This is a genomic window from Roseateles sp. SL47 (assembly GCF_026625885.1).
Classification (GTDB): domain Bacteria; phylum Pseudomonadota; class Gammaproteobacteria; order Burkholderiales; family Burkholderiaceae_C; genus Roseateles.
In genome coordinates, this window is record NZ_CP113068.1 from 3,174,060 (window position 1) to 3,199,126 (window position 25,067).

Consider the following 25,067-nt stretch of genomic DNA (forward strand, 5'->3'; position numbering starts at 1 on the left):
GACGCTGATTCCCACCCACGGTTTCAGGGGCGGGGCATGCGCGCCATATTCCGAACCGCAGCCGTCAAGGTGTGTTCGGCGGACGCATACGCCCATGAAGCGCGGGCGCGCCGGCACTCTCACCCACGACTACAAGCGCCACGGCACCACGACGCTGTTCGCTGCGCTCAACACCTTGGATGGCCGCGTGATCTCGATGTGCCAGCCGCGACACCGTCACAGCGAGTGGCTCAAATTCCTGCGGCACATCGATCGCCGCACGCCCAAGGACTTGGGTCTGCATCTGATCGTGGATAACTACGCCACTCACAGCCATCCCGATGTCCAGAGATGGCTGGCTCGACATCCGCGGTTTGTCATGCACTTCACGCCCACCAGCGCCTCCTGGTTGAACATGGTCGAGCGCTTCTTCCGCGACATCACCGACAAGCGCATTCGACGTGACAGCTTCACCAGCGTGGCCGAACTCGAGCTGGCCATCGATCTCTATGTTGCTCATCACAACATCGATCCCAAACCGTTCATCTGGACGGCTCGCGCTTCCGACATCCTCGCCAAGGTCACGCGGGCCAAGGCAGCCCTTTTGAATTCGGCCGAATAAGTACAGAACAGTGAGGCGCACTGCACTAGGCAGGACCGCAGTTGGGAGGTCCACTGGCCCCGTCAGGAGAGGTTCATGTTCCCCAGCTCGTTCTACATTTGTAAGCGGTCAATTACCTGCATCTTGAGACGAGGCGACTGAACTGACAGTCTTCGTCCCCACTTAACCGTGAGCGTCTGGTCCGACCATCTTGACGCGCCGGACGTCATTGGTCAGAGGTCGTAGACCTCGTCGATGATTTGACCGCTTTCGAAGTATTTCCCCACGGCACGATCAAGCCGTCGCAGTAACGCCGTCAGCGTCTCACCTTCGCGACGGACGAGCATGGCGACGACGTCCTCGTCAGTCGCTATAGCGACGAAGGGGTGTGAGCGTCTGGAGACGCCACCTTGACCTGGCCCGAAGGCGGGGCTATCTCGCCGCAGCGGTCGATCCGACGAAGGCGATGCACTCCACGAGGTTGAGCGTGGCAAGCACCAGGTACTTCTCAGCCTCGGTACGCACAGCCCAGAGGTCGTGGTCGCCGAGATAGCCGTAGACGAACGCAAGCAGGAAGCGCTCGGAATGCTCGTCACAGAACTGCTGCACGATCTGGGCAACCAACGCGGGCGGCAGCCCCTCGTTGAAGCGCATACGGGCCGTCAGGCGCTGCAGGCATCCTTCCTGGATCGCCTCCGTGACGGCGGGCCACTTATGGTCGCTGCGCTTCATCGCCTGGAACGTGACCAGCAGTACGTGTATCGCCACATCCAACTGCTCCATGGCCACGCCCATGCGTGGCAACACCAGGATCGAGGCCAGCAAGGTGGGCTGCTCCTTGAAGATCTCGTCGGTCAGCGCCACCTTCTGCGCCAAGCTCATCCGCTGGACACCGACGTGGGCCTGCGCGATCACAGGGGCCGTGATCCTTCCCATCGTCACGCGGGCCGCCAGCGGTGCGGCAGCAGTTCTTCCAGGAGGTGGTTCGGGTGCGTGTGGATGCGCGCCAGCACGTCGCGCAGGTAGGCCCACGGATCCAGACCGTTGAGCTTGGCCGACTGCACCAGGCTCATCACCACGGCCGCGCGCTGGCCCGCCAACGCGCTGCCGGCGAACAGCCAGTTCTTCGCCCCGAGTTTCCAGGGCTTGATCTGCCGCTCGATGAGGTTGTTGTGTGTGCCTTGCTAAGGCACGGTTGATCCGTCGGTGACGGGAGAGGTCCTTGGCCGAACCCGAAGTCCGACCCGGCGAACTCGCGCTCCAGCCGGAAGCACAGGGAGCGGTTCAGGAGGTAACGAATGGACTGAAGCACTGCCTGAAAACGCCTCGTTTGGAGGCAAGCAGGTCATGCGGGCCGCAACGTGAGTGAACACTGAGCAGGCCTCGAAAATTCGTCGTGGATGCCGACTCGCCATAACAACGAGGAAGGCCGACGGCGGTGCCCAAGCGAGCGTGAAATGCAGGCACCGCGTCCACCGGGGTAGTGGTGGCAGCACGCATGACAACCGATCGACCGTGCAACAAGGGAAGTCCGTGGTGGTGCTCGGCTGGCTGCTGGGCAACGACGATCTCGTGAGGGATGGAAGTCGGCCGTTGCGGATGGCGGATGGGGGTGTAGTAGTGATGAAGCTGGGTAACGCTGGTGGAGCGAAGGCCCCCTGTTCCGATGCGAAGGTGCAAAGCGGGAAGAGCCCGGGGATTGGCGCAAGCCTAGCAACCCCGCTCGATTCGGTTCGAACCCTGCAGAGCACGTTACAGGCGAAAGCCAAGAGCGAAGCAGCTGCAAAGTTCTACAGCCTGTGGGACAAGGTGTGCCGGGAAGATGTCTTGCACGAGGCGTACCGGAGGTGCCGCGCCAATCGCGGTGCGCCGGGCGTGGATGGCGAGAGCTTCTCGATCATCGAAGACCGAGGGCTGAAAGACTGGCTGCAAAGACTGAGGCAGGAGCTGCGCACCAAGCAGTACCGGTGCGCGCCCCTGCTGCGTGTATGGATCCCCAAGGCAAATGGTGGGCAACGCCCCCTGGGCATTCCAACCATCCGCGACCGGGTCGCGCAAATGGCGGTGCTGTTGGTTCTTGGACCGATCTTCAACGAAGATTTGTTCCCCTGGCAGTACGGCTTCCGCGAAGGCCTGGATGCCAAGATGGCGCTTCGCCGCATTCACTTCGGCATTGCCGATCGTGGGGCGCGCGAGGTGGTAGACGCCGATCTGGCTGACTACTTCAACACAATTCCGCATGGAGACCTGCTGCGCTGCGCCGCACGTCGGGTCTCAGATGGGACGGTGCTGGCGACGATACGCCAGTGGCTTGACGCGCCGGTGGTTGAGCGCGTGGCCGGCGGCGGCGAAATCCGCACGACGGTCGCGCGCGACACAAACCGTGGCACGCCCCAAGGGGGAGTGATCTCGCCGTTGCTGGCCAACCTGTACTTCCGTCGCTTCATGCTGGCGTGGTATCACGGTGGGTACGCGCGGCGGCTGCAAGCCGAGGTGGTCAACTATGCCGACGACTTCGTCATCCTGTGTCGTGACGGCATGGGGGAGGAGGCGATGGCAACGATGCGGCGACTGATGTCCAAGCTCGGCCTGACGGTCAACGAAACGAAGACTCGACTGGTCAAGCTGCCCGACGAGCGATTCGACTTCCTGGGCTACACCGTGGGCAAGTTCTACGGGTTCCGGGGCCGACCCTACTGGGGCACGGCGCCGTCGAAGAAATCGATCAAGCGCCTGCGGGGACGCATACACGACGAGACGACCAACCGGTGGAACGCCACGACGCCGGCGGACCGGGTTGAAGAACTCAACCCCATCTTGCGCGGCTGGGCGAACTACTTCGATCAAGGGCCTGTTAAAGATATTTACAAGTCCGTTGACGACTACACCGCGAGGCGTCTGAGGATCTGGCTGCGAAGACGAAGCGGCAAGCGGGGGACGGGGTACCGCCAATACTCCGACCAGTACCTCTACCAAAAGTTGGGGCTGATATGCCTGCTGCCGATTAAGCGCGGCCGCTCGAACGCGAAGGCTTGATGCGTCGGAAGAGAGCCGGATGCGGGAAATCCGCACGTCCGGTTCGACGAGGGGGATGTGGAGACGGAGTTACGGTCGGGCTCATAGGGCACCGCCAACCGAAAGGGGCGGAAACAGCGATGCCTTGACCTACTGCCACCGCGCCACATCTCTACTCTACCGATGGCCACCGCGCCATCTTCGAGGTGGCGTGTGAGCGCCACCCAGTGCCCGAGCGTGTAGTCGATCGCCTTGGCCGTGGCGCCGCCATCGGCAACGAGGCGCCGCTCCAGACTCAGCCAATGATGTAGCTCCTCCCACAGCGGCTTGGCCAGTCGTTGCCGCTGAGCTCTTCGTTGTTCGTCATCGAGGCCCTTGAGTTCACCCTCGACTTCGTAGATGCGAGCGAAGCGCCGCAGCGCATCCAGCCCGACGGGACTGGTGCCGACCTTGGTCAGTTCTTCGAAGTTGCGGCGTGCATGCGCCGCGCAGGCAGCGCTGATGCGACCGGGGTAACGCTGCGGGTCGACCACGGTGTCGTAGGCACCGTAGCGGTCGGTGAGCAGTGTCCCGGTCCATCGTCGCAAGCCGAGCCTGTCGTCGCCGCCCAGGAATGCCACGGGGTACTGCGCCCCGCGGCCTCGGCAGAATTCGTAGACGACACCCGGCATCGCGTCGTGCCAACTTCGCGCGTAGGCCCACATGTAGGCCTTGCGGGTCTTGCCCGCTCCGGGGTCCAGCAGGGCCACCGACGTCTCGTCCGCATGCAGCACCGGGCAGTCCAGGACGAAGTGCTTGTGCAGCTCGTACAACGGTTCCAGCGCTGCGCCGACCTGGCCCGCGCCGGCCGCCAAGGTCGAGCGCGGGGTGTGCACGCGTGAACGGGCGTTGATGCTCTCCTGCCGGTAGTACGGCAGGTGGTCCACGAAGCGGCTGATGGCGGTGTGCGCGAGGAACCCGCTGGCGGCGATGCCGCCCTCGACGATCTCCGGCACGCTGGGCGCCTGCTTGAGCACCTGGCAGTGCCGGCATGCCCACTTGCCGTAGATGTGGCGATGCACGAAGAACTCCGCCGGCACGATGTCCAGCCGCTCGGTGACGTCTTCGCCGATGCGCTTCATGGCGCGTCCGCAGCCGGGCTCCTGGCAGTCGGTGCTGTCGGGTCAGCAACTTGAAAGACCGCCCCCGCTGTTTCGGCCGCCGCTGCAGCACGTCGCGCAGGTGGGCTGAAATACGCACAGAGGGGGCTTTCCGAATTTCGGTGTGCAAGGCCAGGTAAGCCTTCACTGAATTCGTGAAGTGCCCCCACCAGTTCTGCGATCAAACGCCCAGCGCCGTACAGATCGCCTCAGCGTTGTGCGCAAAAAGCTGGAGGAAGGTCGCCGCTGGGCCCGAAGGTCCGGACAGCGCATCTGAATACAGCCGGCCGCCAACACGCACACCGCCTTCGCGGGCGATACGTTCGATGAGTCGAGGGTCGCTGATGTTCTCAACGAACACCGCCCGCACCTGCTGCCGACGGATCTGCTGGATGAGGCGGGCCACGGCGGATGCAGACGGCTCGCTGTTGGTGCTCATGCCCTGTGCGCTGAGGAAGTCCACTCCGTAGGCATCACCGAAGTATCCGAAGGCGTCATGCGAGGTCACCACCCGGCGCTGTTCGCGGCTCAGGCGGTCGAGACGTTTGCGCAGCGCGGCATCCATGGACTGGAGCTGGCCAAGGTAGGCGTCAGCGCGTGCCCGTAGGGCTTGCTGGTCGTCGAGGCGCATGTCGATCAATGCAGCGGTCAGCGTCTTGACGTAGCGCTGGACCATGCCCAGATCCTGCCAGGCGTGCGGATCGGGCTCACGACCCAGGCGCCGCGGTTGAATGCCGACACTGGCCGTCAGCAACGTGCCGCGAAAGCCGCTGGCCTGCACCAGCCGGTCCAGCCATCCCTCGAAGCCCAGGCCGTTGACGACCATCAACTGCGCGTCGGCCAGACGACGGGCGTCGGCCGGGCTGGGCTGATAGACATGGGCATCGGCATCAGGCCCGACCAGGCTGCTGACCGCCACAACCGGGCCGCCAATGGCCCGGATCAAATCAGCCAGGATGGAGAAGCTCGCCACCACCCGCAGCGGCGGCGGTGCGGCCAAAGCCAGTGCCGGCAGAGCGGCGGAAAGAATCAGACCACGACGCCGCATCAGGCCTCCTGGTTGCGTTGATGACGCAGGGCTTGCCAGACGAGGCCTTCCCGGCTGCCGCAAATGAGTGAGAGTGCATAGAGTCCGCCCGCGACCAGCACGATGGCCGGTCCGCTGGGTTGCTGGGTGTGGAAAGAGATCAGCAATCCCAGCACGCCGGAGAGCATGGCGATGACGCCCGCAGCAAGCATCTGCGGGCCCACGCGGGCCACCCAGAACCGCGCTGCGGTGGCCGGCAGCATCATCAGGCCCACGGCCATCAGGGTGCCGAGCGCAGCAAAGCCGGCGACCAGGTTCGCTACCGCCAGCACCAGCAGCAGCGCATGGGCACGTGCACCCGGGCCACGCGGCCCGCCCACATGGCGCAGAAAGCCGGGGTCCACACATTCCGCCAGGATCGGCCGGTAGGCATAAGCGAGCACCAGCAGGCTGACCGAGGCCACCGTGGCGACCATCAGCAGGGCTGGGTCATCCACCGCCAGGATGCTGCCGAACAGCACATGCATCAGGTCGACGCTGCTGCCCTGGGTGGAGACCAGCATCACGCCGGAGGCCAGTGCGATGAGATACAGGGCCGAGAAGCTCGCGTCCTCGCGCTGCGCGGTGCGCCGGGTCAGCCAACCAGCGCCCAGGGCCACAGCCAGGGCCGCCAGAAAGCCGCCCAGGCTCATGGCCAACAGCGAGAAGCCTGCCATCACAAAGCCCAGCGCCGCGCCGGGCAACAGCGCATGCGCCATGGCGTCTCCCACCAGGCTCATCCGCCGCAACACCAGCAGGACGCCCACCGGAGCGCTGCCCACGGAGATTGCGGCACAGGCCACGAGGGCACGTCGCATGAAGCCGTAGTCCACAAACGGAGCGGCCAGCCATTCATAAGGCGTCATGCGGCCTCCTTGCGCAGGGGCGCGTCATCATCCCAGGCTTCTGCCACCAGGCGGGCTTGCATCAGGTGTTCCGGGGTCAACACCGCGTCGGTGGGGCCCCAGGCCATGCATCGGCGGGCCAGCAGCAGGGTGCGATGAAAGTGGACGCGGACTTGTTCGAGGTCATGCAGCACCGCAATGACGGTGCGAGACTGGGCGTGCCAGTCCGCAACCAGGGCCAGCAGGTCGGCTGTTGTGCGGGCATCGATGGCGTTGAACGGCTCGTCCAGCAGGATGACCGGCGCGTCCTGCAGCAGGACACGGGCAAACAGCGCCCGCTGCATCTGCCCCGCAGACAGCTCGCCAATGAGCCGATGCTGAAAGCCCCCCAGCCCCACCGCCTCCAAGGCCGCATCCACACCGCGCTGCAGGGCTTGGCTCACCGCACGCGTGCTGCCGATCTCTGCCCAGGCGCCCATCGCCACCAGGTCGCCCACCTCCAGCGGCACGCTGCGATCCACGTGGGCCTGCTGGGGCAGCCAGGCCATACGAGGCCGAAGTTCGGGCGGCACCAGCACCTCGCCTGTCACCGCTTTGAGCTGGCCGGCAATGGCGCTCAGCAGGCTGCTCTTGCCGGCGCCGTTCGGGCCGACGATCGCAGTGAGCGACCCCGGCTCGAAAACGCCGGACACGTCCTGCACGGCCGGATGCCCCCGGTAGGCCACGGTGAGGTGGCGAAGTTCGATCCGGCTCATGTCGCGCTCATCGCCCAGGCCACCGCCAGCCAGAGCAGGATCACCGGAACAACGGCGCTGGTGACGCGCCGCGCTGCGCTTTGGTTCATGAGGGAGGCGCCGGGGTAGCGCCGTGACGCGCCGGGCGGTTGGATATTCATCATCTTCATGCAATCACGCGGTGTGCGGTTCAGCCGGCCGCTCGTCAGAGGGCGCTCAGCCGTTGTTCCAAGCGGTCCGCGATTCATCTATCTTTTTAATGATAATGCATTTGCAATAATGATGCGGTTTAATCGCCCCCATGGAACGGCACACACGCGGGAGCGCTGGCACCCGGCGGGCCATTGCGGAGGCTCGGCGGTGGGCGCAGGCACCCCGTGCGTCGGGACATTGAGGGATCAGACCGATCGAGTAGGAATGCGAAGATGGACAGCTTGCCAACCACAGACAATGAAGAGATCGACCAGGAACGCAGGCGGCTGCTCGCCGGCCTGGCCATGGCGGGGGCAGGCTTGCCCCTGTTGGTCGAGCCCGCCGAAGCCGCGCAGTCGGTTGATGACGAATGGTTGCGTGCTGCGATTCGATGCGTGGTGGTGATCTACGCTGAGAACCGCAGTTTCAACAATCTCTTCCACGACTTTCCCGGGCTGCAACGCCCGCTGTCCGCGCTCAAGCCGGCGGACTATCTGCAACTCGACCGTGACGGCCAAACGCCGCTCAAGACCTTGCCTCCGATCTGGGGTGGCATGGTGCCGCAGAGCCAGACGCTGCAAGGCCAGCGCTACTACCTGGACGAGAAAGCCATCACCGGCCTGCCCAACCAACCCTTTGCCCTGAAGGGGGCGGACGGCAAGCCGCTGCCTCTGGGCCTGGTGACGCGAGACCTGACGCATCGCTTTTACGGTAATCAGATGCAGATCGCTGCGGGGCGATGCAATCAGTTTGTCGCCTGGGGTGATAGCGGTGCGCTGGTCATGGGGCACTACGGGCAGGCGGCGCAGTCATTGAAGCTGCGGCGCATTGCCTCGCGCTACACGCTTTGCGACAACTTCTTCATGGCGGCCTTCGGGGGATCCTTCCTCAACCACATCTTCCTGGTCGCGGCGGAGCCTCCGGTCTATCCGGACGCGGCCAACAGCCCAGCGCGACACAAGATCAGCCTTCTGGAGGGCGACGACCCGACCGGCACCCGCTTGAAACTGTCCGACAAGAGTCCGGCTTCCTGCCTGGAAGGCCCACCGGTCTACGAGCACGACAGCATGCTGACGCCGGACGGTTATGCGGTGAACAGTGCCGCACCGCCGTATCAGCCTAGTTATGCCAAACCCGCGCCGGGCGGAGACCCGCGCCTTGCCAACCCGCAGGATCCCAACGTGCTGCCGCCGCAGCGTGGGCCCACCATCGGCGACCGCCTGTCCGACAAGGGGGTGACCTGGGCCTGGTACGCGGGCGCGTGGCAGGCGGCGCTCGACGGTGCCCAAGGCAAGGGCTTCCCGCCGGTCCCGAATTTCCAGGCGCATCATCAGCCCTTCAACTTCTTTGCGAACTTCGCGCCCGGCACGGAGGCCCGAACCCAGCATCTGCGTGATGGCGGTGTGGGCAACACGCCGGAGACCAACCGCTTCCTGGCGGATGTGGATGCAGGCCGCCTGCCGGCAGTCACCTTCTACAAACCGCAGGGCAATCTCAACCTGCATGCCGGCTATGCCGACGTGGCCGCAGGCGACGAGCATCTGGCGACGGTCATTGAACATCTGGAGCGCAGCCCTCAGTGGCCCAATATGCTGGTGGTGGTGACTTTCGACGAGAACGGCGGCTGGTGGGACCATGTCAGCCCGCCGGTGGGGGACCGCTGGGGGCCTGGCACGCGCATCCCTGCGCTGCTCATCTCGCCGCACGCCCGACGGCGCCATGTGGATCACACGGTCTACGACACCAACTCCATCCTTCGTTTCATCACACGGCTGCACCGGTTGGAGCCGCTGCCCGGCGTGCAGCGACGCGACGCCGCGATGGCCGCGCGCGGCCAGCCGGTGTTGGGAGATTTGACTCACGCACTCGCTCGCCGCCGCTCGGGGGAGGCGACCTAGTCCAGACACCGCACGCTCATCGAGATCGCTCGTCTGCGCGGGACGCGTTGGTGTCCGGCCGGTCGAGCAGCCCATCGCCCCCACATCCACGCCACCATGTCCACAATTGTTTTCCGCGCTGTTTTCGGCCTGCTGCTGGTCACCACGCTCAGCCTGCAACCGGCGCGGGCGGATTTCTCCGTGCCCGGCTTCGAACTCGTTCACACCTCGCCTGTGGAGACGACGCTCGCCAATCCCGACCTGCGCGAGCCCGCTACCGTCTGGGTCGAGATGATCGACTCTGCCAAGCGCCAGATTGACTTCGGCGAGTTCTATGCCAGCGGCGGAGGGGCACTGGACCCCGTGCTCTCGGCGATGGAGGCGGCCGGTGCTCGCGGCGTCAAGATTCGTTTTCTGCTCGAGGCGAAGGGCGTGAGGATGTCCAGCCCGCAGACGCTGGAGCGCCTGCAGAAGATTCCGGGCCTGGAGTTCCGCACACTGGACTATTCGAAGGTCACGGGCAACGGGATCATCCACGCCAAGTACTTCGTGGTCGACCAGCGCGAGGCGTTTGTGGGCAGCCAGAATTTCGACTGGCGCTCGCTGGAGCACATCCACGAAACCGGCCTGCGCATCACCGATGCCACGGTGGCGGCGGGGGTGCAGGCCATCTTTGAGCAGGACTGGAAGGCCCAGGCGATGGTGGCGGCCGGCCAGCCGGTGCCGCCCTTGCCGCAGCCCTCGACGGAGTTTGATGTCCAGCGGCCGGTCCTCTTGCTGTCCAGCCCACGGGCCTACAACCCACCCGGTGTTGGCGATTCGGAAACCGTGCTTCCGCGCCTGCTGGCCCAGGCCCGACACGAGGTGCGCATCCAGTTGCTCGACTACGCACCGTTGAGTTACGCGGCGGGCAAGCGCCCGTATTACGGGGTGATCGACGAAGCGATCCGTGCCGCACTGGCGCGCGGCGTCAAGGTGAAGCTGATGGTGTCCGACTGGAACACGGAGGCGGCCCAACTGCCTTGGTTGAAGAGCCTGGCCGTTCTCCCCAACATGGCGCTGAAAGTCGTCACGCTGCCGCAGCCCAGTACCGGCTTCGTGCCATTCGCCCGTGTGATCCACACAAAGGCCATGGTGATCGACGACCAGGTCGCCTGGATCGGCAGCAGCAACTGGAGCGGTGGCTACATGGACAAGTCGAGGAACATTGAGGTGGTGCTGCGCGATGCGGCTTTGGCTGCGCGGCTGGCTGTGTTGCACGAACAGACCTGGCGCTCACCTTATGCGGCCGACTTGGACATCAACAAGGCCTATCCTCCGCCGGCCAAGGCCGCACCGGCGGCCGCGCCCAAAGGAAACGGCACCCCCTGACCCCGGTGTGAGGGGCTCCTGACCGGCCACTGTTCGATTGGCGCCTGGGGCTGGTAAAGCGGCCAAGTGCCGCACCGTTCAGCGGGAAGGCGAAGGGCGAGGTGGTGGCTGTTGGAAGGCTGTTGGAAGGCTGTTGTTGTTGCCGACGGTCTTGGTCGTGGTCCAGGGGGTGTTGTCCTCGGGCCTCTGCAGCAGATACGTTGTCGCGTGGGCGTTTTCCCAGTTGATGCGCACCCGTGAGATGTTGACGCTGCTGCGGTAGTCCAGCGTCAGCCATTCGTTGTCGGTGAAGGCGGAGCCCCAGCGGCTGGTGTCTTGCTTGTTGATGGCCTGGGCGCCGTTCAGGTCGCCGCGCTCCATCGAGCTGCCGGTGGCGGAGACGGGCGTGAGCGCCGTTGCAGTGCCGCCCTCGCCGGACAAGCGTTTGGCGCGGGCCGCGCTGTCGGCGATGTCGCTCCCGCCTGCTGTCTGCCGGATCAGCGCAGGGCCGGCAGCAGTGGCTCCAGATGACCATCGGAGGGGAGCGGCTTCAGACCCACCAATTGCATCAGCAGCGGGTAGACATCCACGTTGTCGAAGGGCGGCAGCACCACCCCGTTCCTGAAGGCGGGGCCTGCGGCAATGAAGGTCGCGCGCATGTCCGGGGCGCGGTGATCGTAACCGTGGGCACCGCCCTTGGTCTTCTGCGCCGACTTGTCGTTGGTGGCCAAGGTCCAGCCCGGTTCGGCCAGGCAAAAGTAGGTCGGCACCCGGGCGTTCTTCCCAAACTCGAAGCGCGCTGGAATCTCAGCCTTGCGCCAGCATTCCACGTGCTCACGCGGTTGCAGCAGGGCCTGTTCCAGCACGGCCGCCTGGCCCTCTACCGGTTCCAGGCCGGCGAAGGTGCCGCTGCTGATCACGCGGTAACTGCCGGCTGGCGCCATCTGGTCAATCCGGATCACGCGCGTGTTGCTGACCGAAGCCATGCCGTGATCGGACACCACGATGATGTTGGCCTCCAGCTTGCGCGCCGCCAGGCCGTCCAGCAGTCGCCCCAGGGCCTGGTCGACCTTGGCCAATGCGTCATTCACCATCGGGCTGTCCGGCCCCTGCTCATGGCCGGCATGGTCCACGTCATCAAAGTACAGCGTGAGGAAGCCCAAGCCCTGCGCCTTGCCGCCGTCGAGCCAGCCCAGCAGCGTGTCCGTGCGCGCATTGGCCGAGACCTTGCCGTCGAAGGTCGCGTAGCGGGTGGGCCGCACGCCGTGGATGGCCGCTTCGGACCCCGGCCAGAACATCGTGGCCGTGCGGACCTTGTGCTTTTCAGCGGTCACCCAGACAGGTTCTGCTCCATCCCACCAGCGGCGGTCGCCGACGGCCGTGGTGTTGCTCAGCGTGAAGCGTTCCCCAGGGATGCGCGGATCTTCCATCGTGTTGTCCACCACGCCGTGATGGTCCGGGCGAAGGCCGGTGACCAGGGTGTAGTGGTTGGGGAAGGTCTTGGACGGGAATGACGGAATCATCGCTTCCGCGCGCACGCCGTTCGCCGCCAGTCGGCTCAAATTCGGCGTGATGCTCCGGTTGAGGTAATCCGGGCGCATGCCGTCGATGGAGACCAGAATCACCGGGGGGCGTGTGGCCGCAGCCGGCCCGGTAGAAGGTGGCTGCAGGGGCGCGCAACCGGCGGCCATCAGCAGCAGGCTCAGGGCCGCCAGTCTGTTACGCCAAGGGGCGAGCCGCAGAGGGCTCAGGCCGAGATCGGAAATGTGCATGGGACGTCAATCGTCAATCGTCAATCGTCAATCGCTTGGGACGATTCTCGCTGGCTGATTTGACAGTGCCATGGCACCCATCCAAGCCCACCGGTGCTCATGGCGCAGTTGGACAGGCTTGCCCGCCCGACGAATCGGCTAGTGCAGTGCGCCTCACTGTTCTGTACTTATTCGGTCGAATTCAAAAGGGCTGCCTTGGCCCGCGTGACCTTGGCGAGGATGTTGGAAGCGCGAGCCGTCCAGATGAACGGTTTGGGATCGATGTTGTGATGAGCAACATAGAGATCGATGGCCAGCTCGAGTTCGGCCACGCTGGTGAAGCTGTCACGTCGAATGCGCTTGTCGGTGATGTCGCGGAAGAAGCGCTCGACCATGTTCAACCAGGAGGCGCTGGTGGGCGTGAAGTGCATGACAAACCGCGGATGTCGAGCCAGCCATCTCTGGACATCGGGATGGCTGTGAGTGGCGTAGTTATCCACGATCAGATGCAGACCCAAGTCCTTGGGCGTGCGGCGATCGATGTGCCGCAGGAATTTGAGCCACTCGCTGTGACGGTGTCGCGGCTGGCACATCGAGATCACGCGGCCGTCCAAGGTGTTGAGCGCAGCGAACAGCGTCGTGGTGCCGTGGCGCTTGTAGTCGTGGGTGACAGTGCCGGCGCGCCCGCGCTTCATGGGCAGCCCCGGCTGCGTGCGGTTGAGCGCCTGGATCTGGCTCTTCTCGTCGCAACTCAGAACGAGGGCTTGCTCGGGAGGATTCAGATAGAGCCCGACGACATCCAGCAGCTTGTCCTCAAAGCGCGGATCGCTTGACAGCTTGAAGGATCGACTCAGATGAGGCTTGAGCCCGTTGCTGTGCCAGACGCGGCGGATCGTCGTGGCGCCGACGCCCAAATGGCTCGCCAGGGTACGAGTGCTCCAGTGTGTCGCGTCCACCGGCCTCTCATGCAGCGTGGCGTGCACGATGCGTGATTCCACTTCCGCAGTGACTGTGGCCGGCCGTCCCGAGCGTGGTGCATCCTTGAGAAGCGCCGGGACGCCACCGTCGAGGAAGCGCTGGCGCCACAGCGCGACCTGGCGCCGGTCCAACTCGACCTTGTCGGCAATGTCCTTGTTCTGGAGGCTTTGCGCTGCCAGCAGGATGATTTGCGCCCGCTGCTGAACCCGAGCTTCGACCCTGCGGCCCTTGGCCAGCGCGCGAAGCGCGCGCTCGGTGTCTTCGTCCAGTCCAATGGTCTGTGCAACTCGCATCGCTCGGCCTCCTGAGCGATTAATCGGCCTCCTGAGCGATTAAAACACGCAAGCCATATTAGGTTCCAATACTTTACGCGCACCGCACTAGCGCGTAAGCGGCCAGACCTGCCGGGTCATGCACTACCCGAGGAGCCCGGCCTCTGGCAGCCTGATCTGGCATACCACTTGTGGCGTGGCATGCCGCTGATCAACGAGACGGTCTGGTTTCACGCACGCAGTGGCACGCTGATCCTCACGGACGTGTGTCAGTGGTGGAGGGGGGATGCGTTGCCCTGGAAGGCAGCACTTTGGGCGCGGCTGACACATGTGCGGGGCCGCATGGGTGTGCCACTGCATGTCCGTGCCATGGTGCGTGACGCCGAGGCCGCCGCCGCCAGCGCTAGGCAAATCCTGAACTGGCCGATTCGGCGCATCAGCTTGGCGCACGACGCGCTTGTCGACGTGCAGGCCCAGGAACAACTGGCGCTGGCACTGGGCCCCCTGCTTCGGCGAGGGTGATGAGTTTTGCCGTCCGCCTCCAGCTTCATTCGGCAAGCCCTTACTGCCCACGAAGAGTGATCGATCACACGTCACTGCTAAAGCGTTCTCCCGACAGTATCGCGAGACGCACTTCAATCGCTCAGGTGCGATTGCTTCATTACTCGTAATGAATTGGAAGTCGGGGCGGGTAGCTGCGAAGGGGCAGGGCCTTGACCTGCAGGTAGTACACGCTGCGCCGCGGCACGTGGAACGTTTTCCATCCCCTTGCGACCGTCTTCTACCCAGCTCTCAATCTCATGGCGTGTTCCTCTCAACGGCAACACCTGAGCAGGTTTTCACTGGGTCAATACATAACCGCGGCCGGAGCGCAGCGGAAGGAACCAAATGCATGGCATGTTGCGTCCCGTTGACGGACGGGTCAGCGAGCGGCTTCGGTAAGCTGGATGACATTGCCGTCGCCCCAGCCGTCGTGAACCGCTAGCGTTGTGGGAAATGAGTATGTCCACCCGCCAGCCTTCCACCAGCATTCGGCCAGCCACCCTTTGATAGTGTTGCCAGCCAAGAAATGCCCCGGAAATTCAACCTCATCATCCTCCAGCGAAACGAAATACCTCTCGTCGAATTCTGACAATCCAGATAGCGGTAGTTGCAATGCGAGGGAACGGCCTGGGAATAGGGATTGGTCCGTTTGATCTACCTTGTTATTCTGGCCGCAATAGTAGATCCATACAGTCGGCGCACCACCATCTTCGTCTAGAAAGACCTCAACTTGCGCGTTCTTCACTTCACCATTGACGGCACGACCTAGCAGCGAGCGGAAGGTTTCGATGGCCGCAGAAGAAACTCGGTCGAGCTCTCGCCTGTAGCGAGATACAAACTGGGACTCAGAAAGGCCAAACGGAATCATTTTGCTCGCTAACGTTGAAATTGAGCCGTGAGCGCCGGCTTGGCGACGCCAGTCGGCTTGAGCGCCTGGTTAGGCATTCTGGCTCGGAGGAGATGACTTGACTACGACGGTGCTGGCAATCATGTCGCCAAGCCGCATGCGTCTATTGCTGAGAAGGAAGACCGCATCGACTATGAAGAAGAAGTGCGTCAGGTTGCGCCAGAAGGATTGGAACCACGAGCATTTCTGCCCGGTCTCGACGCCAACGACCCGCAGATTCAGAACCTTCTTCCCGAAGCCTTGTCCAGTTGGTGCAGCACGGAACAGCATGTACAGCCACCAAGCAAGCACGACAGCGAACTGATGTGCCTCTTCGGAAATCGATCGTAACGGGAAGAACAGGACGAAAGCCAAAATGCTGCAGCCGACAGTGTCGATCAGAAAGGCCACCAGTCGCGCGGAAGGCTCGCCAAGTAGCTTGTTGAGTTGACGTTCATGTGCATGCCGCTGTGGGACGCGCTCCTGAACCTTCTCGACAGCGGCTGGAGCCACACCGCGGGATTTCAGCACTTGAGCAAGGACGACCTGAGCCTCTTCGGTGAGACCCCGCGCAGACAGTTCTAGCAGTTCCTCGGTGTCTTGACGCTCGTAGTACTCACGCAAATGATTCATTTGTTCTGACATGTCGAATGCATAACGTTGAAGCTGAGGGCCTAGATTCAACTGGCCGCGCGGAGCTGAAAATATCCATGCAGCGTAGCGCGGCAAGCTGGCGTACGTCCATTCAAGCGACATGTTAGGGAAGGCCTGCACAAAGCACAGGCATCTGTGCCGGCCACGACCTGAAGTCGAATATTGAAGACATGCGCGTCATCGAGGACTGGTTTTCCCGCATTTCGCTGCGCATTTGTCGCCTCCGCGGCGGATCTCGCGCTTTGCAGGCGCACTCATGCCTGCACCCCGCCCAATTGGCGGCGCAGCATCCACAGGTTGGACAGCGCGAACAAGGTGTGCAACTGCGTCGTGTTCTTCGCCAGCCCACGGTAGCGCACCTTCACATGGCCGAACTGGCGCTTGATCACCCGGAACGGGTTCTGCACCTTGGCCCGGATGCTGGCCTTGAGCCACTCCAGCTCATCGATCAGGCGATGGGACTCCAGGCTCTTGTCCAGTGCTCGGCGCTTTCCGGCTCGCATGGCGATGTTCCAACGGACATCCGGTTTCGCGTCGGCTCGCTTGTCCGCGCCCTGGTAGCCCGCATCACCGAAGTATTCGGTCTCTTCGCCGTGCAGCAGCGCATTGGCATCGGGCACATCATTGACGCTGCCCGTCGTGCCGCGCACCGTGTGCACCAGGCCCGAGTCGGCGTCTACGCCGATGTGGGCCTTCATGCCGAAGTACCACTGCTCTCCATTCTTGCTCTGCTTCATCTCCGGGGCGTGCTCGCCCTGGGCGTTCTTGGTCGAACTCGGCGCGGCGATCAGCGCGGCGTCCACCACCGTGCCCGCACGCAGCATCAAACCCTCGCTGCGCAGCAAATCGTTCATTGTGGGGCACGACGCGGCGGCAGTGGTCGGCAACATGTCGACAGAAATGGCTTTTGAGGGGCAGATAAGTGTTTTTTCCGAAGCTGTAGAGCGGGGCATAACGCAGGCGGTGATCCCGAGAAACATGACTTTCGGCCTGTACCGACAGCGGGTACTGCTGCTACCTTCCGGGAAGTAACAACTGCGCCAAAGCGGTCACCCTTCGAGGGTCTGCCGTTCCTTCCCCATGCTTCGCACGTCACATTCGCAAGACGCTCGACTCTTCAGCCTCAGCACGGGCGGTTCGATCTACGTGAACTGAGTCCGCGCCGAATGCAGTTGCACATTGGCTCCAAGCACTTTAACGCCCAGGTGATCGTGGCTCTGGACGTGGCAGGCGCAGAGCACTTGGTCATCATGGCCAAGGCCAGTTGGCGCATCCCGGAGCCGGGTCAGCGCCCGCGCCCCTTGCTGCCACCGGCCTTCGTCCTCAGCGACGCGTATCGGGGCGAGCCCGGGCAAAGCGCCCTGCGCTACGGCGACGACCTGGCGCGGTTCAAGCCCCGCTGCGATGTGATCCTGGACGCTCACGCGCACAGCCCCGGCGGTGAGCCAGTGACCAGCCTCATCGCAGGCATCGAGGTGGATGGCTGGCGCAAGCATGTCCGTGTTCACGGGCCCCGGCAGTGGCGCAGGAAAGGGGGAGGTTGGGGCCTGACACCCGCACAAAGCTTCTCCAGCATGCCACTGCACCACGGTCTGGCTCTGGGCGGTACCCGTGAGTACCAGCAACAGAGCCAGACCCTGACCGAAGCCCATCTGCACAACCCCGTCGGCCAAGGCTGGGCGACGCCACACACGTTGGACCAGTTCGACGGACAAGCGGCTCCGCAGCTTGAGCATCCGGACCAGCCCATCCAGCGGCCCGATGCGGCACTGCTCCCCCACGCCCTCAGTCCCATCGGCCGGCACTGGATGCCTCGGCGCCAACTTTCCGGCACCTACGACGAGGCTTGGCAGCGCGACGTGTTTCCGCTGCTGCCCCTGGACTTTGATGAGCAGTTCAACCAATGCGCGCCGCTGGATCAGCAGTTGCCGTACCTCAGGGGCGGCGAGTCGGTTCGGCTCATTCACCTGATAGCCGGCCGGCCTCACGTGAGCTTCACGTTGCCAAAGTTTCAGCTACCCGTGCGCATCCTGCGCACCGACTACACCCGAGAAACGCCTGACCCTGTCGTGGATACCTTGTTTTTTGAGCCTGACGAAGGGCGCTTCAGCGTCGTGTGGCGAACCAGCGTCCCCATTCGGCGGAGGCTCCAGGAATTCTCTGCAGTGGCTGTTGGTCCAGTGAATCAGGCATGGTGGGAGGCCAAGTCCCTCGGGCTGGATGAGGCCGGGTGTCCAAGCTGCCGGTCTGAGACGGTGCAGTCCCCGATGTCGTTGCAGGAGGCGACATGATCCTGTGGCGCCATCTGCTCCCACAGGATCAGCAAGCTGCGCCCGCGCAGTTCCCCACACCGTCCACACCACAACCGTTTGCAGCAGTGGAGGTGATCGCGGCGGGTCTCTGCTGTGCGGTCGGGCATCAACTGGCAGCGGCCAGTTGTGCATTGCGCGCCAACATGGATCACTTTCAGGCCGGCAAGTTCATGACGCCCAAAGGGGATCCACTGCTTCTGGCGCGTTTACCTGACGACAAGCTGTGGGGGCGGCCGCGAATTGTGAAGTGGCTGATCGAAGCGGCGCGGGACTGTCTTGGAATCACCGCGCATGACGCGTCTGAGGGGGCGGACGCGGTGGTGGCCGAGAAGCAAGGCCCATGGCACTCTGATGACACGACTTGCGCGTTGTTGGTTCTTGCGCCACGCCCGGATCCTCACGCCCCACAGGCCGGTCCACCAGGTTCGGCCGAAGCGCAGGCCGCCAACATGGCGTTGCAGGTGGCGCAGGCGCTCAACTTGAACCCGCATCCTGCCTCCGGTGTTCTATTCACAGGACGCGCGGGCTTGGCGCAGGCGCTCGAACTGGCGTCTTCGTGGCTGGCAGCCGGTGAGCTACGCGGCCAGCCTTTGAATCGTGTGCTGGTCCTCGCGGCCGACAGCCTGTTGGATGTCGACCTCATTGACCGGTTTCTGGCGGAGCAGCGGCTACTTTGCCCAGGCAACAGTGATGGCTTCATTCCGGGCGAAGCGGCTGCGGCCCTGTTGCTGAGGGCTGCCCGTGTCCCACCCGCCATGGGTCACGCACAGCCTACCGACACGGATCAGCGGCGGCTACGCATCGTGGGAGTGGCAGAAGGCCAGGAGCCCGCTCGCTGGGGCGGAGGAATTCCCAACCGAAGCAAAGGCTTGACCGAGGCGGTGCGCAGTGCCTGCGAGCGTTCCGGCGGTGTGCTCCCTCAGGCGCTGAGTTTTCGGGTCAGCGACCAGAATGGCGAGAGCTTCTATTCACGCGAGGCCGCAACCGCATTTGCGCGCCTGCGTGTAGGGGCATCTCCGCAGGCCTCGTTCCCTCACGTCACGCTGGCCGACAAGATCGGCGAGGTCGGCGTCGCCACGGGTGTGGCTGCACTGGCCTGGCTGAGTCATTTGTGGGAGCGACAGCAGCGTCTTCCCGGAGCCCGCCGGCTGGGCGAATGGGGCATGGGGGTCGTTCATCTGTCCCAAGACGACGGGCGGCGCGCCGCTGTGATCGTGGAACCGAGATAGCACATGGAAACACACGTCTACGCCAACGGCGCCGAGATCTGTTCCAAGGCAGCGGACGGCAAAGCCATCTGTGGGCCCGACTCCTGCTGGAGTCCACCAGCACCAGCGGCCGGGCCTGTGGTGCTGCCGTATGTCAACACTGCCAAGGCTGCCGACCTGCGGGAGGGGAGCCAGACCGTTTTCATCTGCGGCACCGCCATGGCGCTGCGCGACCAGTCGTATCTGGCTAACAGCACGGGTAATGAGCCGGCGACGCGTAGTTTTCCCATGGGCGTGGCCAGCCACGTCATTCAAGGTAAAGCTTACTTTGTGGGCTGGTCGACGAACGTCAAGGTCGAAGGGCTGAACGTGGATCGACACGGGGACCCAACCACTCACAACCACGCATGAAAATGCCCAATCCCGCCTGAGTCTCCGACCCTGTATTGCTCCATGGCCACTACTCCCAATACCGGCACCAGCTACTACCTTGACACACCGGCCGTGCGCTCGGCGTGCAAGGATGACTTTGCAAAGATCGACAAGGCTTGTGCCCCGGAGACCGAGCGATCCGACAAGAACAAGCATCCCGTGCTGCGCAAGATGCTCGGTGCCGATCGGGTCAAGAAGCTCGACGCCATGGCTGACAAGATCAAGGGCAAACACGGCTTCAAGGGCAGCACGGACAACGCCTGGATGTCGCACTGCGACGGGCTGTGGATCAAGCCGGGGACGGACGCGGAAGAACTCAAGAACTTCAACGACCAGATTCAGCACTTGTCCGACGACCTCGGCGGCGCCATTCAGAGTCAGCTCAAGCCGCTGATGGACAAGGTGGGACAGGAGATCAAGGAAAAAGCCATTGCCGAGGCCAAAGAGAAAGCCCTTAAGGCGGGTGGCAGGGCGGCGGCAAGGTGGGGTGTGGCTGCGGCAGGCGTTGCGGCTGGGGGTGTCGGTGGGGTTGTCACTGAAGCGGTAGCCACTGCTTGGAACATCTGCGACTGGGCGATGACCGGCTACGACGCGGTCAAGACTACCTCCGCAGCCTGGGGCGCGATCAGCGAAATGAAGACCCTGCTGGGCGTGGCTCAAACTGCGCAGAGCGAGCTGCAATCGCTGGCGGGCAACATGGCCAACAAGACGCCCACGGAGTTGATGGCCGATGGCATGGGGGTGCTCTCACGCCTGAACGCCTGTACCCGTGCACGACGCTGCCTGTTGGTGCCCTATGGCAAGACGGATACCAAAGACAGCCTGGGTGGCAAGGGATGCTGCCCCGGGCAGACGGGTCACCACGTGCTGCCGGATGAGATGACCAAGGACGATAACTGTCCAGGGTACACCAAGGACGGTGCGCCTACGATCTGCGCCGAAGGAGCCAACAATAGCAATGGTACGCACGGTAGCATCCATCGTCACTTGGAAGTCAATATAAATAGGCATCGCACCAGCTTGTTTGGTGGTCCTACGCTGAGCTACGGCAAGGCCCGCGATATGGGCATCAAAAGCATCCATCAGACGTTTCCTGAATCGAAATGTGATGCCGCTTGCCTTCGTGCTCAGCTGGATGCGTACTACAAGGACAAATGCAAGTCGACGTTGCCTGCAGTGGCGGGAGTGCCGAGAGCGGGTGATCGCGCTGATTCGAGAGCACGATAGGAAGAAGATGATTACAACCACTGAGTACAAACAGCACCTGACGGGCTACAGCATCGTCGACTGTGCGGTCAGAGCCAGAGATTTGTATTACTTCGTTGCGCGGAATGATGAGCAAGCAGCAGCCGCTAGCGCCATCTCGCAGGCTCGGGTGATAAAGCGCATCGTTTCTTGCTTCTTGGATGAACCGCTCGGAAAGGCACTCAGCGATGCTGAGTTGACAGGGTTTACAACCATCTGCGCGGGAGCCACGCAGAAGCCCCTGTCACAGTTCGTCGGTGCGGACAGTAGTGGCAAGGTGTATGCAATCGGCAGTGGCGTCAGCGAGATGCAGGCCGACATTCCCAGAGCCCTGGAGGGCCCATTGCGCGGCGGTGTTCGCCGCCTGCGCACCATTGATGGCTGGCTTTTTGTGGCCGGAGACTTTCATTCCGTCGCCAAGCGTTTAGGCAAGGATCAATGGCAAAACCTCTGCTTGAACCTGCCGCAGCCCACCCAGGCCGACTCGGACGATGTGGACCGCTCCGACAACATGTCCTTCTGCGACATCGACGGATTCTCTGGCGATGAGCTGTACGCCATTGCAGGCCAGGGGCGCGTGTGGAGGCTCAAGGACGGTGCCTGGGCACGAATGCCATTCCCGTCCAACATGTACCTGGAGTCCGTGTGCTGCGCGGGCGATGGCTTCGTCTATATCGGTGCACAGTCGGGCGCGCTCTACAAGGGCCGCGATGAACAGTGGGAACTCATCCACCCAGGGGCGATGACATTGCCGTTCCAGGACATCGTCTGGCACGCGGGCCGTCTGTGGTGTACCTCCAGCTATGGACTGTGGACACTGGAGGGGGGGCGTCTGGTGGAAGCCGATGTCCCTCCCAAGGTGAAGGTGTGCGCAGGTCACCTCTCCGTGGCGGATGGTGTGATGCTCATGGCTGGCACACACGGTGCCGCTTTGCACGATGGTCAGCAATGGCAAGTGATCTTCAATCGCCTGGAAATGGAACAGGCCATCAAGGGGTGAGTCGTGCAAGCTGTCGCACCTGAGCGCTTGGGGCCTATTCAACCGCTGGTGTTTCGTCACGCGGAAGACGCCGCCTTCTATTGGCAGCAGTTGGACACGGGAATGACCAGCTATTCGCTGCGCGCATTCCGCGTCCAGCAATTCGGCGAACTGCTGAAAGCCCACCTGGACGGGTTGCGAGAAGCGAAGGCTGTGGGCGCAAGCAAGACTCTGGAGGCATTGGTCCGCTGGCGCAAGCCTGGCGAAGCTTTCGCAGCCATGTACGCCTCTCTCCTCCTGCCCAGCGGCAGCGAGGTTCAGGCGGAAGCGAGAACTGCAGCCATCGAGCGCGTGCTACAAGTGGTGCGGAAATTCCCCGAACTGTTGCTGCGGGGCGTCATCTCTGCCCTGGCGTGGGCGCCATGGCCTCCGGTGGAATCTTGGCTGCTCAATGCATTGGTGGGCAGCGACGCTGTGGACCGCGTAGCGGCCCTGCGTGCTTACGCTTTGATTGGCGAGCCAGTGCCGCAATGGCTTGTGCACGCGCGGCATGCCAACCCCCACGTTCGTGCTGCAGCCTGCCGTGCCGCCAGCCTTGAACACCTGGAGGCACTCGAGTTACTCGCGGCAGACCCCGACCTCGCTGTCCGCGCTGAAGCGGCTCTGGCGTGGGCGCGCCTCGTGCCTAGCGCGGATCGTGGCATTCCTGCTACCACCCAAGCTGCAAGCCGGCTTTGGCAGTGCGTGAACACGCAGCTCAAACATCTCGACACCACGACTGGTTGGGATCGAGTCCAGGCACAGCGTCGCCTCGACCGATGGCTACGCCACCTGGCCTGGCTCGCCCCGCTGGGTCATCCAGGTATTCCTCAGTTGGTAGCGCTTTTACCCACTCGGCTCGCGCTCAATCTTCTCCTGCATCATGGCGACGCCGCCTTGATGCCGAGCGTATTGACCGCCATGGGCTCGGCCGAGGAGGCCCGTCTGGCGGGCTGGGTCTGGCAGTGCATGACCGGCGTGGACTTGGCCGGCAGCGGCTTGACCTTGCCCAGTCCTGCAGTGGACCTGAACGCCGCGCTCAGCCCGGCTCAGCAAGACGCGGACCACGGTCTGCCGCTTCCCAATCTTGACGCCATTGCGGCACATCCGGCGACCCACCGTCGGCTCCAGCCCGGCGAGCGGATGCTGCAAGGTCAGGCGCTGCATCCGCATCGTCTGCGGGAACTGCTTGACCCAGCGTCGAACAAACCCCAGGCACTGCGCGCATTGGCGGCACAAGCCCTGGCCCAGTTGTATCCTGACTACGCCTTGAACCTGCGGGCGAGCCCCGAAGCGCAGTCCGTCATGCTGGCTCGCATGGGCGTGAGTGTTTAATCTTACTGTGTGACAAGAATAGCGACGTCCGGCCGCAGCACGTGCATGGGCCCAATCGAAGGTTCAACTCATAGCTCAGCAGGTGCCGCAAGGACGTGATTGACGTCGACACGTGGCGCTGAGCGCGCTGGGCTACTGCCCCTCGGGACGTAATCTTTGGGAAGGTCAGGCAACGCGCGGATTGCGAAGTTTTTTTTGCCGCCGATTGGCTTCTCGGCAGTCAGTCGTTCGGCCATCAGAAACCCATATGCCGCGATGCACAGGGCGGCGTGATGGTGAAAGCCGCGCCAGCCGCGACCTTCGTAGTGATCAAGACCGAAGTCCTGCTTCAGGTCTTGATAGTCGCGTTCAATGCGCCAGCGCTGGTGGGCGGCGCTGACAAGCTCGTTGAGCGACGTCGTTGCTGGCAGCGTAGACAGGAAATACTTGGTCGGCTCGGCTTGCCCATGCGGCCACTCGATCAGCAACCACTGTTGCGCACGAAGCCGTGCTTTGCCGGAGTTCCCGCCAGCGTGACGCACGCGCACCGCCGCGAAGCGATCGCTGAGCGTGTGATTCGTGCCCTCGCGCCAGCTGATCGTTTGAAAGGCCGAGGCGGGCAGAGACATCGCCAACGATTTGACGCTCAGGGGCTGCAACTCTGGCGTGCGTCGAGGCATCACAGGCGGGCGGCCGTTACCGCTGTAGGGTGCGGGCGGCAACGGCTCAACGCCGGGTGGCCACACCACGACTGCGGAGGTCACGCCGACTACGTACTCAAGCCCCATCTCGGTCAACGCTCGGCGGAATTCGGTGTCCACGCCATATCCGGCATCGGCCAGAACGCAGTGCTTCGGCGCGCCCTCAGCAAGCAAGCGCCGCAACTGTTGCAGCGCGATCTCGGTCTTGGTTGCGAAACGCATGGCCTCAGGAACCCCTGCCTTGCGCCGGCGCTCATCGTCGGCAATCCAGTCCTTGGGCAAATAGAGCTGCCATGCCACCGGCAGGCTGCCCTGACTGCACGACAGCGAGACGCTGACCGCCACTTGGCAGTTGTCTTGCTTGCCCAGGACCCCGCAATACTGGCGAGCGACGCCTACCGAATGGCGCCCCTTCTTCGGAAATCCTGTGTCGTCGATGATCCACCAGCCACCTTCGCTGAAGTCCATCTTGGGCACGACCCACTGGCAGACGCGACGAAGCATTTGCTCGTCGGACCACTCAGCCTTCGCCACGAAGTGATGCAGCGACTGATGTCGCGCACTGGCATGAACCGGGTCCACACGAGCGGCCATGGGCTCAACGCTCTTGCGCGTCAGCGGCAACATCAGCCCCGTGCAATAGCCACGAAGCCCCTCGTGGCGGTCGGTGTGTCCCAGGCCGGAAGCCAAATGCTCCAGGTATTCCTCAAAGCGGTCTGCGGTGTTCATCGATCCTCAACCAAAGAACCAAGAAGTCCTCATAATGCCTTGATTTTATTGACACAGTAAGATTAACACTGCTGCGGAGCATCTGCGATCAGCCCCGGTGCCGTCCGGATGCACCTTCACGCTGGCGCTGCCCAGAATGAAAGCTACTGCCACGACGGAGGAACTTCGCACCACCACGTGCATTCACGCGGCGCCTGCATACGCAGACTGTTGCGTGGGCCCGCCT

At 63.4% G+C, this 25,067-nt stretch carries 21 protein-coding genes and 3 pseudogenes; 11 read left to right on the forward strand and 13 right to left on the reverse strand.

Annotated elements, in window-relative coordinates; translation table 11 throughout:
- The first annotated feature begins 7 nt into the window (after positions 1-7).
- Complete coding sequence (locus OU995_RS13920) at positions 8-601, forward strand: IS630 family transposase (protein WP_267836260.1); 594 nt, start codon at positions 8-10, stop codon at positions 599-601.
- 411 nt (positions 602-1,012) lie between these two features.
- On the opposite strand, the gene OU995_RS13925 is transcribed toward OU995_RS13920, so the two are convergent.
- A complete protein-coding gene (locus tag OU995_RS13925) occupies positions 1,013-1,495 on the reverse strand; it encodes a hypothetical protein (RefSeq protein ID WP_267836125.1) in 483 nt (160 codons plus the stop codon).
- A 23-nt stretch (positions 1,496-1,518) separates the two neighbouring features.
- Positions 1,519-1,752 (reverse strand): annotated as a pseudogene (locus tag OU995_RS13930) (transposase domain-containing protein); the annotation flags it as partial.
- A gap of 343 nt (positions 1,753-2,095) precedes the next feature.
- Between OU995_RS13930 and ltrA the strand changes: the two are divergent.
- Positions 2,096-3,616, forward strand: coding sequence for a group II intron reverse transcriptase/maturase (ltrA, locus tag OU995_RS13935; RefSeq protein ID WP_267836126.1), 1,521 nt, complete (start codon positions 2,096-2,098; stop codon positions 3,614-3,616).
- Here ltrA and tnpC read toward each other — a convergent pair.
- The 4 genes and pseudogenes from tnpC to OU995_RS13955 form a co-directional block, all read right to left on the reverse strand.
- Positions 3,550-4,725 (reverse strand): annotated as a pseudogene (gene tnpC / locus OU995_RS13940) (IS66 family transposase); the annotation flags it as partial. The gene ltrA and the pseudogene tnpC overlap by 67 nt on opposite strands.
- Positions 4,726-4,915: 190 nt before the next feature.
- Complete coding sequence (locus OU995_RS13945) at positions 4,916-5,782, reverse strand: metal ABC transporter solute-binding protein, Zn/Mn family (protein WP_267836127.1); 867 nt, start codon at positions 5,780-5,782, stop codon at positions 4,916-4,918.
- Positions 5,782-6,666, reverse strand: a complete 885-nt coding sequence (locus tag OU995_RS13950; protein ID WP_267836128.1) for a metal ABC transporter permease — start codon at positions 6,664-6,666, stop codon at positions 5,782-5,784. The genes OU995_RS13945 and OU995_RS13950 overlap by 1 nt, the downstream gene beginning before the upstream one ends.
- Positions 6,663-7,400: a metal ABC transporter ATP-binding protein gene (locus OU995_RS13955; RefSeq protein WP_267836129.1), complete on the reverse strand. Its 738-nt coding sequence runs from the start codon at positions 7,398-7,400 to the stop codon at positions 6,663-6,665. The genes OU995_RS13950 and OU995_RS13955 overlap by 4 nt, the downstream gene beginning before the upstream one ends.
- 404 nt (positions 7,401-7,804) lie before the next feature.
- On the opposite strand from OU995_RS13955, the gene acpA reads away from it, so the two are divergent.
- Positions 7,805-9,469: an acid phosphatase gene (acpA, locus tag OU995_RS13960; RefSeq protein ID WP_267836130.1), complete on the forward strand. Its 1,665-nt coding sequence runs from the start codon at positions 7,805-7,807 to the stop codon at positions 9,467-9,469.
- Positions 9,470-9,565: 96 nt separating this feature from the next.
- Entirely contained in the window at positions 9,566-10,819 is a 1,254-nt protein-coding gene (locus tag OU995_RS13965; RefSeq protein WP_267836131.1) for a phospholipase D-like domain-containing protein, read from the forward strand.
- Positions 10,820-10,897: 78 nt separating this feature from the next.
- On the opposite strand, the gene OU995_RS13970 is transcribed toward OU995_RS13965, so the two are convergent.
- The 3 genes from OU995_RS13970 to OU995_RS13980 form a co-directional block, all read right to left on the reverse strand.
- Positions 10,898-11,239: a discoidin domain-containing protein gene (locus tag OU995_RS13970; protein WP_267836132.1), complete on the reverse strand. Its 342-nt coding sequence runs from the start codon at positions 11,237-11,239 to the stop codon at positions 10,898-10,900.
- 56 nt (positions 11,240-11,295) lie between these two features.
- Complete coding sequence (locus OU995_RS13975; RefSeq protein ID WP_267836133.1) at positions 11,296-12,570, reverse strand: ectonucleotide pyrophosphatase/phosphodiesterase; 1,275 nt, start codon at positions 12,568-12,570, stop codon at positions 11,296-11,298.
- Between the two features lie 167 nt (positions 12,571-12,737).
- Complete coding sequence (locus OU995_RS13980) at positions 12,738-13,820, reverse strand: IS630 family transposase (protein ID WP_267836134.1); 1,083 nt, start codon at positions 13,818-13,820, stop codon at positions 12,738-12,740.
- Between the two features lie 180 nt (positions 13,821-14,000).
- Between OU995_RS13980 and OU995_RS13985 the strand changes: the two genes are divergently transcribed.
- Positions 14,001-14,321: a hypothetical protein gene (locus OU995_RS13985; RefSeq protein WP_267836135.1), complete on the forward strand. Its 321-nt coding sequence runs from the start codon at positions 14,001-14,003 to the stop codon at positions 14,319-14,321.
- 400 nt (positions 14,322-14,721) lie between these two features.
- Here the strand turns inward: OU995_RS13985 and OU995_RS13990 are convergent, their stop codons facing one another.
- The 3 genes and pseudogenes from OU995_RS13990 to OU995_RS14000 all read right to left on the reverse strand — a co-directional run.
- On the reverse strand, positions 14,722-15,210 hold the full coding sequence (locus OU995_RS13990) for a hypothetical protein (protein ID WP_267836136.1): 489 nt from the start codon (positions 15,208-15,210) through the stop codon (positions 14,722-14,724).
- Positions 15,211-15,279: 69 nt separating this feature from the next.
- Positions 15,280-15,984, reverse strand: coding sequence for an RDD family protein (locus OU995_RS13995; protein ID WP_267836137.1), 705 nt, complete (start codon positions 15,982-15,984; stop codon positions 15,280-15,282).
- Positions 15,985-16,136: 152 nt separating this feature from the next.
- Positions 16,137-16,739, reverse strand: a pseudogene (locus OU995_RS14000) (IS5 family transposase); the annotation flags it as partial.
- A gap of 309 nt (positions 16,740-17,048) precedes the next feature.
- Between OU995_RS14000 and OU995_RS14005 the strand changes: the two are divergent.
- The 6 genes from OU995_RS14005 (at position 17,049) to OU995_RS14030 (ending at position 23,432) form a co-directional block, all read left to right on the forward strand.
- Positions 17,049-18,173 carry a DUF2169 family type VI secretion system accessory protein gene (locus OU995_RS14005; RefSeq protein WP_267836138.1) on the forward strand — a complete coding sequence of 375 codons (1,125 nt, stop codon included), beginning with the start codon at positions 17,049-17,051 and terminating at the stop codon, positions 18,171-18,173.
- The gene (locus OU995_RS14010) at positions 18,170-19,423 is read left to right on the forward strand and encodes a hypothetical protein (RefSeq protein WP_267836139.1); all 1,254 of its coding nucleotides are present in this window, start codon (positions 18,170-18,172) and stop codon (positions 19,421-19,423) included. Before OU995_RS14005 ends, OU995_RS14010 begins: the two co-directional genes overlap by 4 nt.
- A gap of 3 nt (positions 19,424-19,426) precedes the next feature.
- Positions 19,427-19,813 (forward strand): DUF4150 domain-containing protein, encoded by a 387-nt coding sequence (locus OU995_RS14015; RefSeq protein WP_267836140.1) that lies wholly within the window; start codon positions 19,427-19,429, stop codon positions 19,811-19,813.
- A gap of 42 nt (positions 19,814-19,855) precedes the next feature.
- The gene (locus tag OU995_RS14020) at positions 19,856-21,061 is read left to right on the forward strand and encodes an HNH/endonuclease VII fold toxin-2 domain-containing protein (protein ID WP_267836141.1); all 1,206 of its coding nucleotides are present in this window, start codon (positions 19,856-19,858) and stop codon (positions 21,059-21,061) included.
- 7 nt (positions 21,062-21,068) lie between these two features.
- Complete coding sequence (locus OU995_RS14025) at positions 21,069-22,079, forward strand: WD40/YVTN/BNR-like repeat-containing protein (RefSeq protein WP_267830657.1); 1,011 nt, start codon at positions 21,069-21,071, stop codon at positions 22,077-22,079.
- A 102-nt stretch (positions 22,080-22,181) separates the two neighbouring features.
- A complete protein-coding gene (locus tag OU995_RS14030; protein ID WP_267830658.1) occupies positions 22,182-23,432 on the forward strand; it encodes a hypothetical protein in 1,251 nt (416 codons plus the stop codon).
- A gap of 68 nt (positions 23,433-23,500) precedes the next feature.
- Here the strand turns inward: OU995_RS14030 and OU995_RS14035 are convergent, their stop codons facing one another.
- Positions 23,501-24,841 carry an IS701 family transposase gene (locus tag OU995_RS14035; RefSeq protein ID WP_267830659.1) on the reverse strand — a complete coding sequence of 447 codons (1,341 nt, stop codon included), beginning with the start codon at positions 24,839-24,841 and terminating at the stop codon, positions 23,501-23,503.
- Positions 24,842-25,067: the final 226 nt, after the last annotated feature.

Bases quoted from the DNA above. Each gene is read 5' to 3' on its own strand.
- OU995_RS14030 (WP_267830658.1), top strand. From the start codon at position 22,182: ATGACCAGCTATTCGCTGCGCGCATTCCGCGTCCAGCAATTCGGCGAA.
- OU995_RS14015 (WP_267836140.1), top strand. From the start codon at position 19,427: ATGGAAACACACGTCTACGCCAACGGCGCCGAGATCTGTTCCAAGGCA.
- OU995_RS13980 (WP_267836134.1), bottom strand. From the start codon at position 13,820: ATGCGAGTTGCACAGACCATTGGACTGGACGAAGACACCGAGCGCGCG.
- acpA (WP_267836130.1), top strand. From the start codon at position 7,805: ATGGACAGCTTGCCAACCACAGACAATGAAGAGATCGACCAGGAACGC.
- OU995_RS14035 (WP_267830659.1), bottom strand. From the start codon at position 24,841: ATGAACACCGCAGACCGCTTTGAGGAATACCTGGAGCATTTGGCTTCC.
- OU995_RS13955 (WP_267836129.1), bottom strand. From the start codon at position 7,400: ATGAGCCGGATCGAACTTCGCCACCTCACCGTGGCCTACCGGGGGCAT.
- OU995_RS13965 (WP_267836131.1), top strand. From the start codon at position 9,566: ATGTCCACAATTGTTTTCCGCGCTGTTTTCGGCCTGCTGCTGGTCACC.
- OU995_RS13975 (WP_267836133.1), bottom strand. From the start codon at position 12,570: ATGCACATTTCCGATCTCGGCCTGAGCCCTCTGCGGCTCGCCCCTTGG.
- OU995_RS14005 (WP_267836138.1), top strand. From the start codon at position 17,049: ATGCAGTTGCACATTGGCTCCAAGCACTTTAACGCCCAGGTGATCGTG.
- OU995_RS14010 (WP_267836139.1), top strand. From the start codon at position 18,170: ATGATCCTGTGGCGCCATCTGCTCCCACAGGATCAGCAAGCTGCGCCC.
- OU995_RS13995 (WP_267836137.1), bottom strand. From the start codon at position 15,984: ATGTCGCTTGAATGGACGTACGCCAGCTTGCCGCGCTACGCTGCATGG.
- OU995_RS13985 (WP_267836135.1), top strand. From the start codon at position 14,001: ATGCCGCTGATCAACGAGACGGTCTGGTTTCACGCACGCAGTGGCACG.
- OU995_RS14025 (WP_267830657.1), top strand. From the start codon at position 21,069: ATGATTACAACCACTGAGTACAAACAGCACCTGACGGGCTACAGCATC.
- OU995_RS14020 (WP_267836141.1), top strand. From the start codon at position 19,856: ATGGCCACTACTCCCAATACCGGCACCAGCTACTACCTTGACACACCG.
- OU995_RS13990 (WP_267836136.1), bottom strand. From the start codon at position 15,210: ATGATTCCGTTTGGCCTTTCTGAGTCCCAGTTTGTATCTCGCTACAGG.
- OU995_RS13950 (WP_267836128.1), bottom strand. From the start codon at position 6,666: ATGACGCCTTATGAATGGCTGGCCGCTCCGTTTGTGGACTACGGCTTC.
- OU995_RS13945 (WP_267836127.1), bottom strand. From the start codon at position 5,782: ATGCGGCGTCGTGGTCTGATTCTTTCCGCCGCTCTGCCGGCACTGGCT.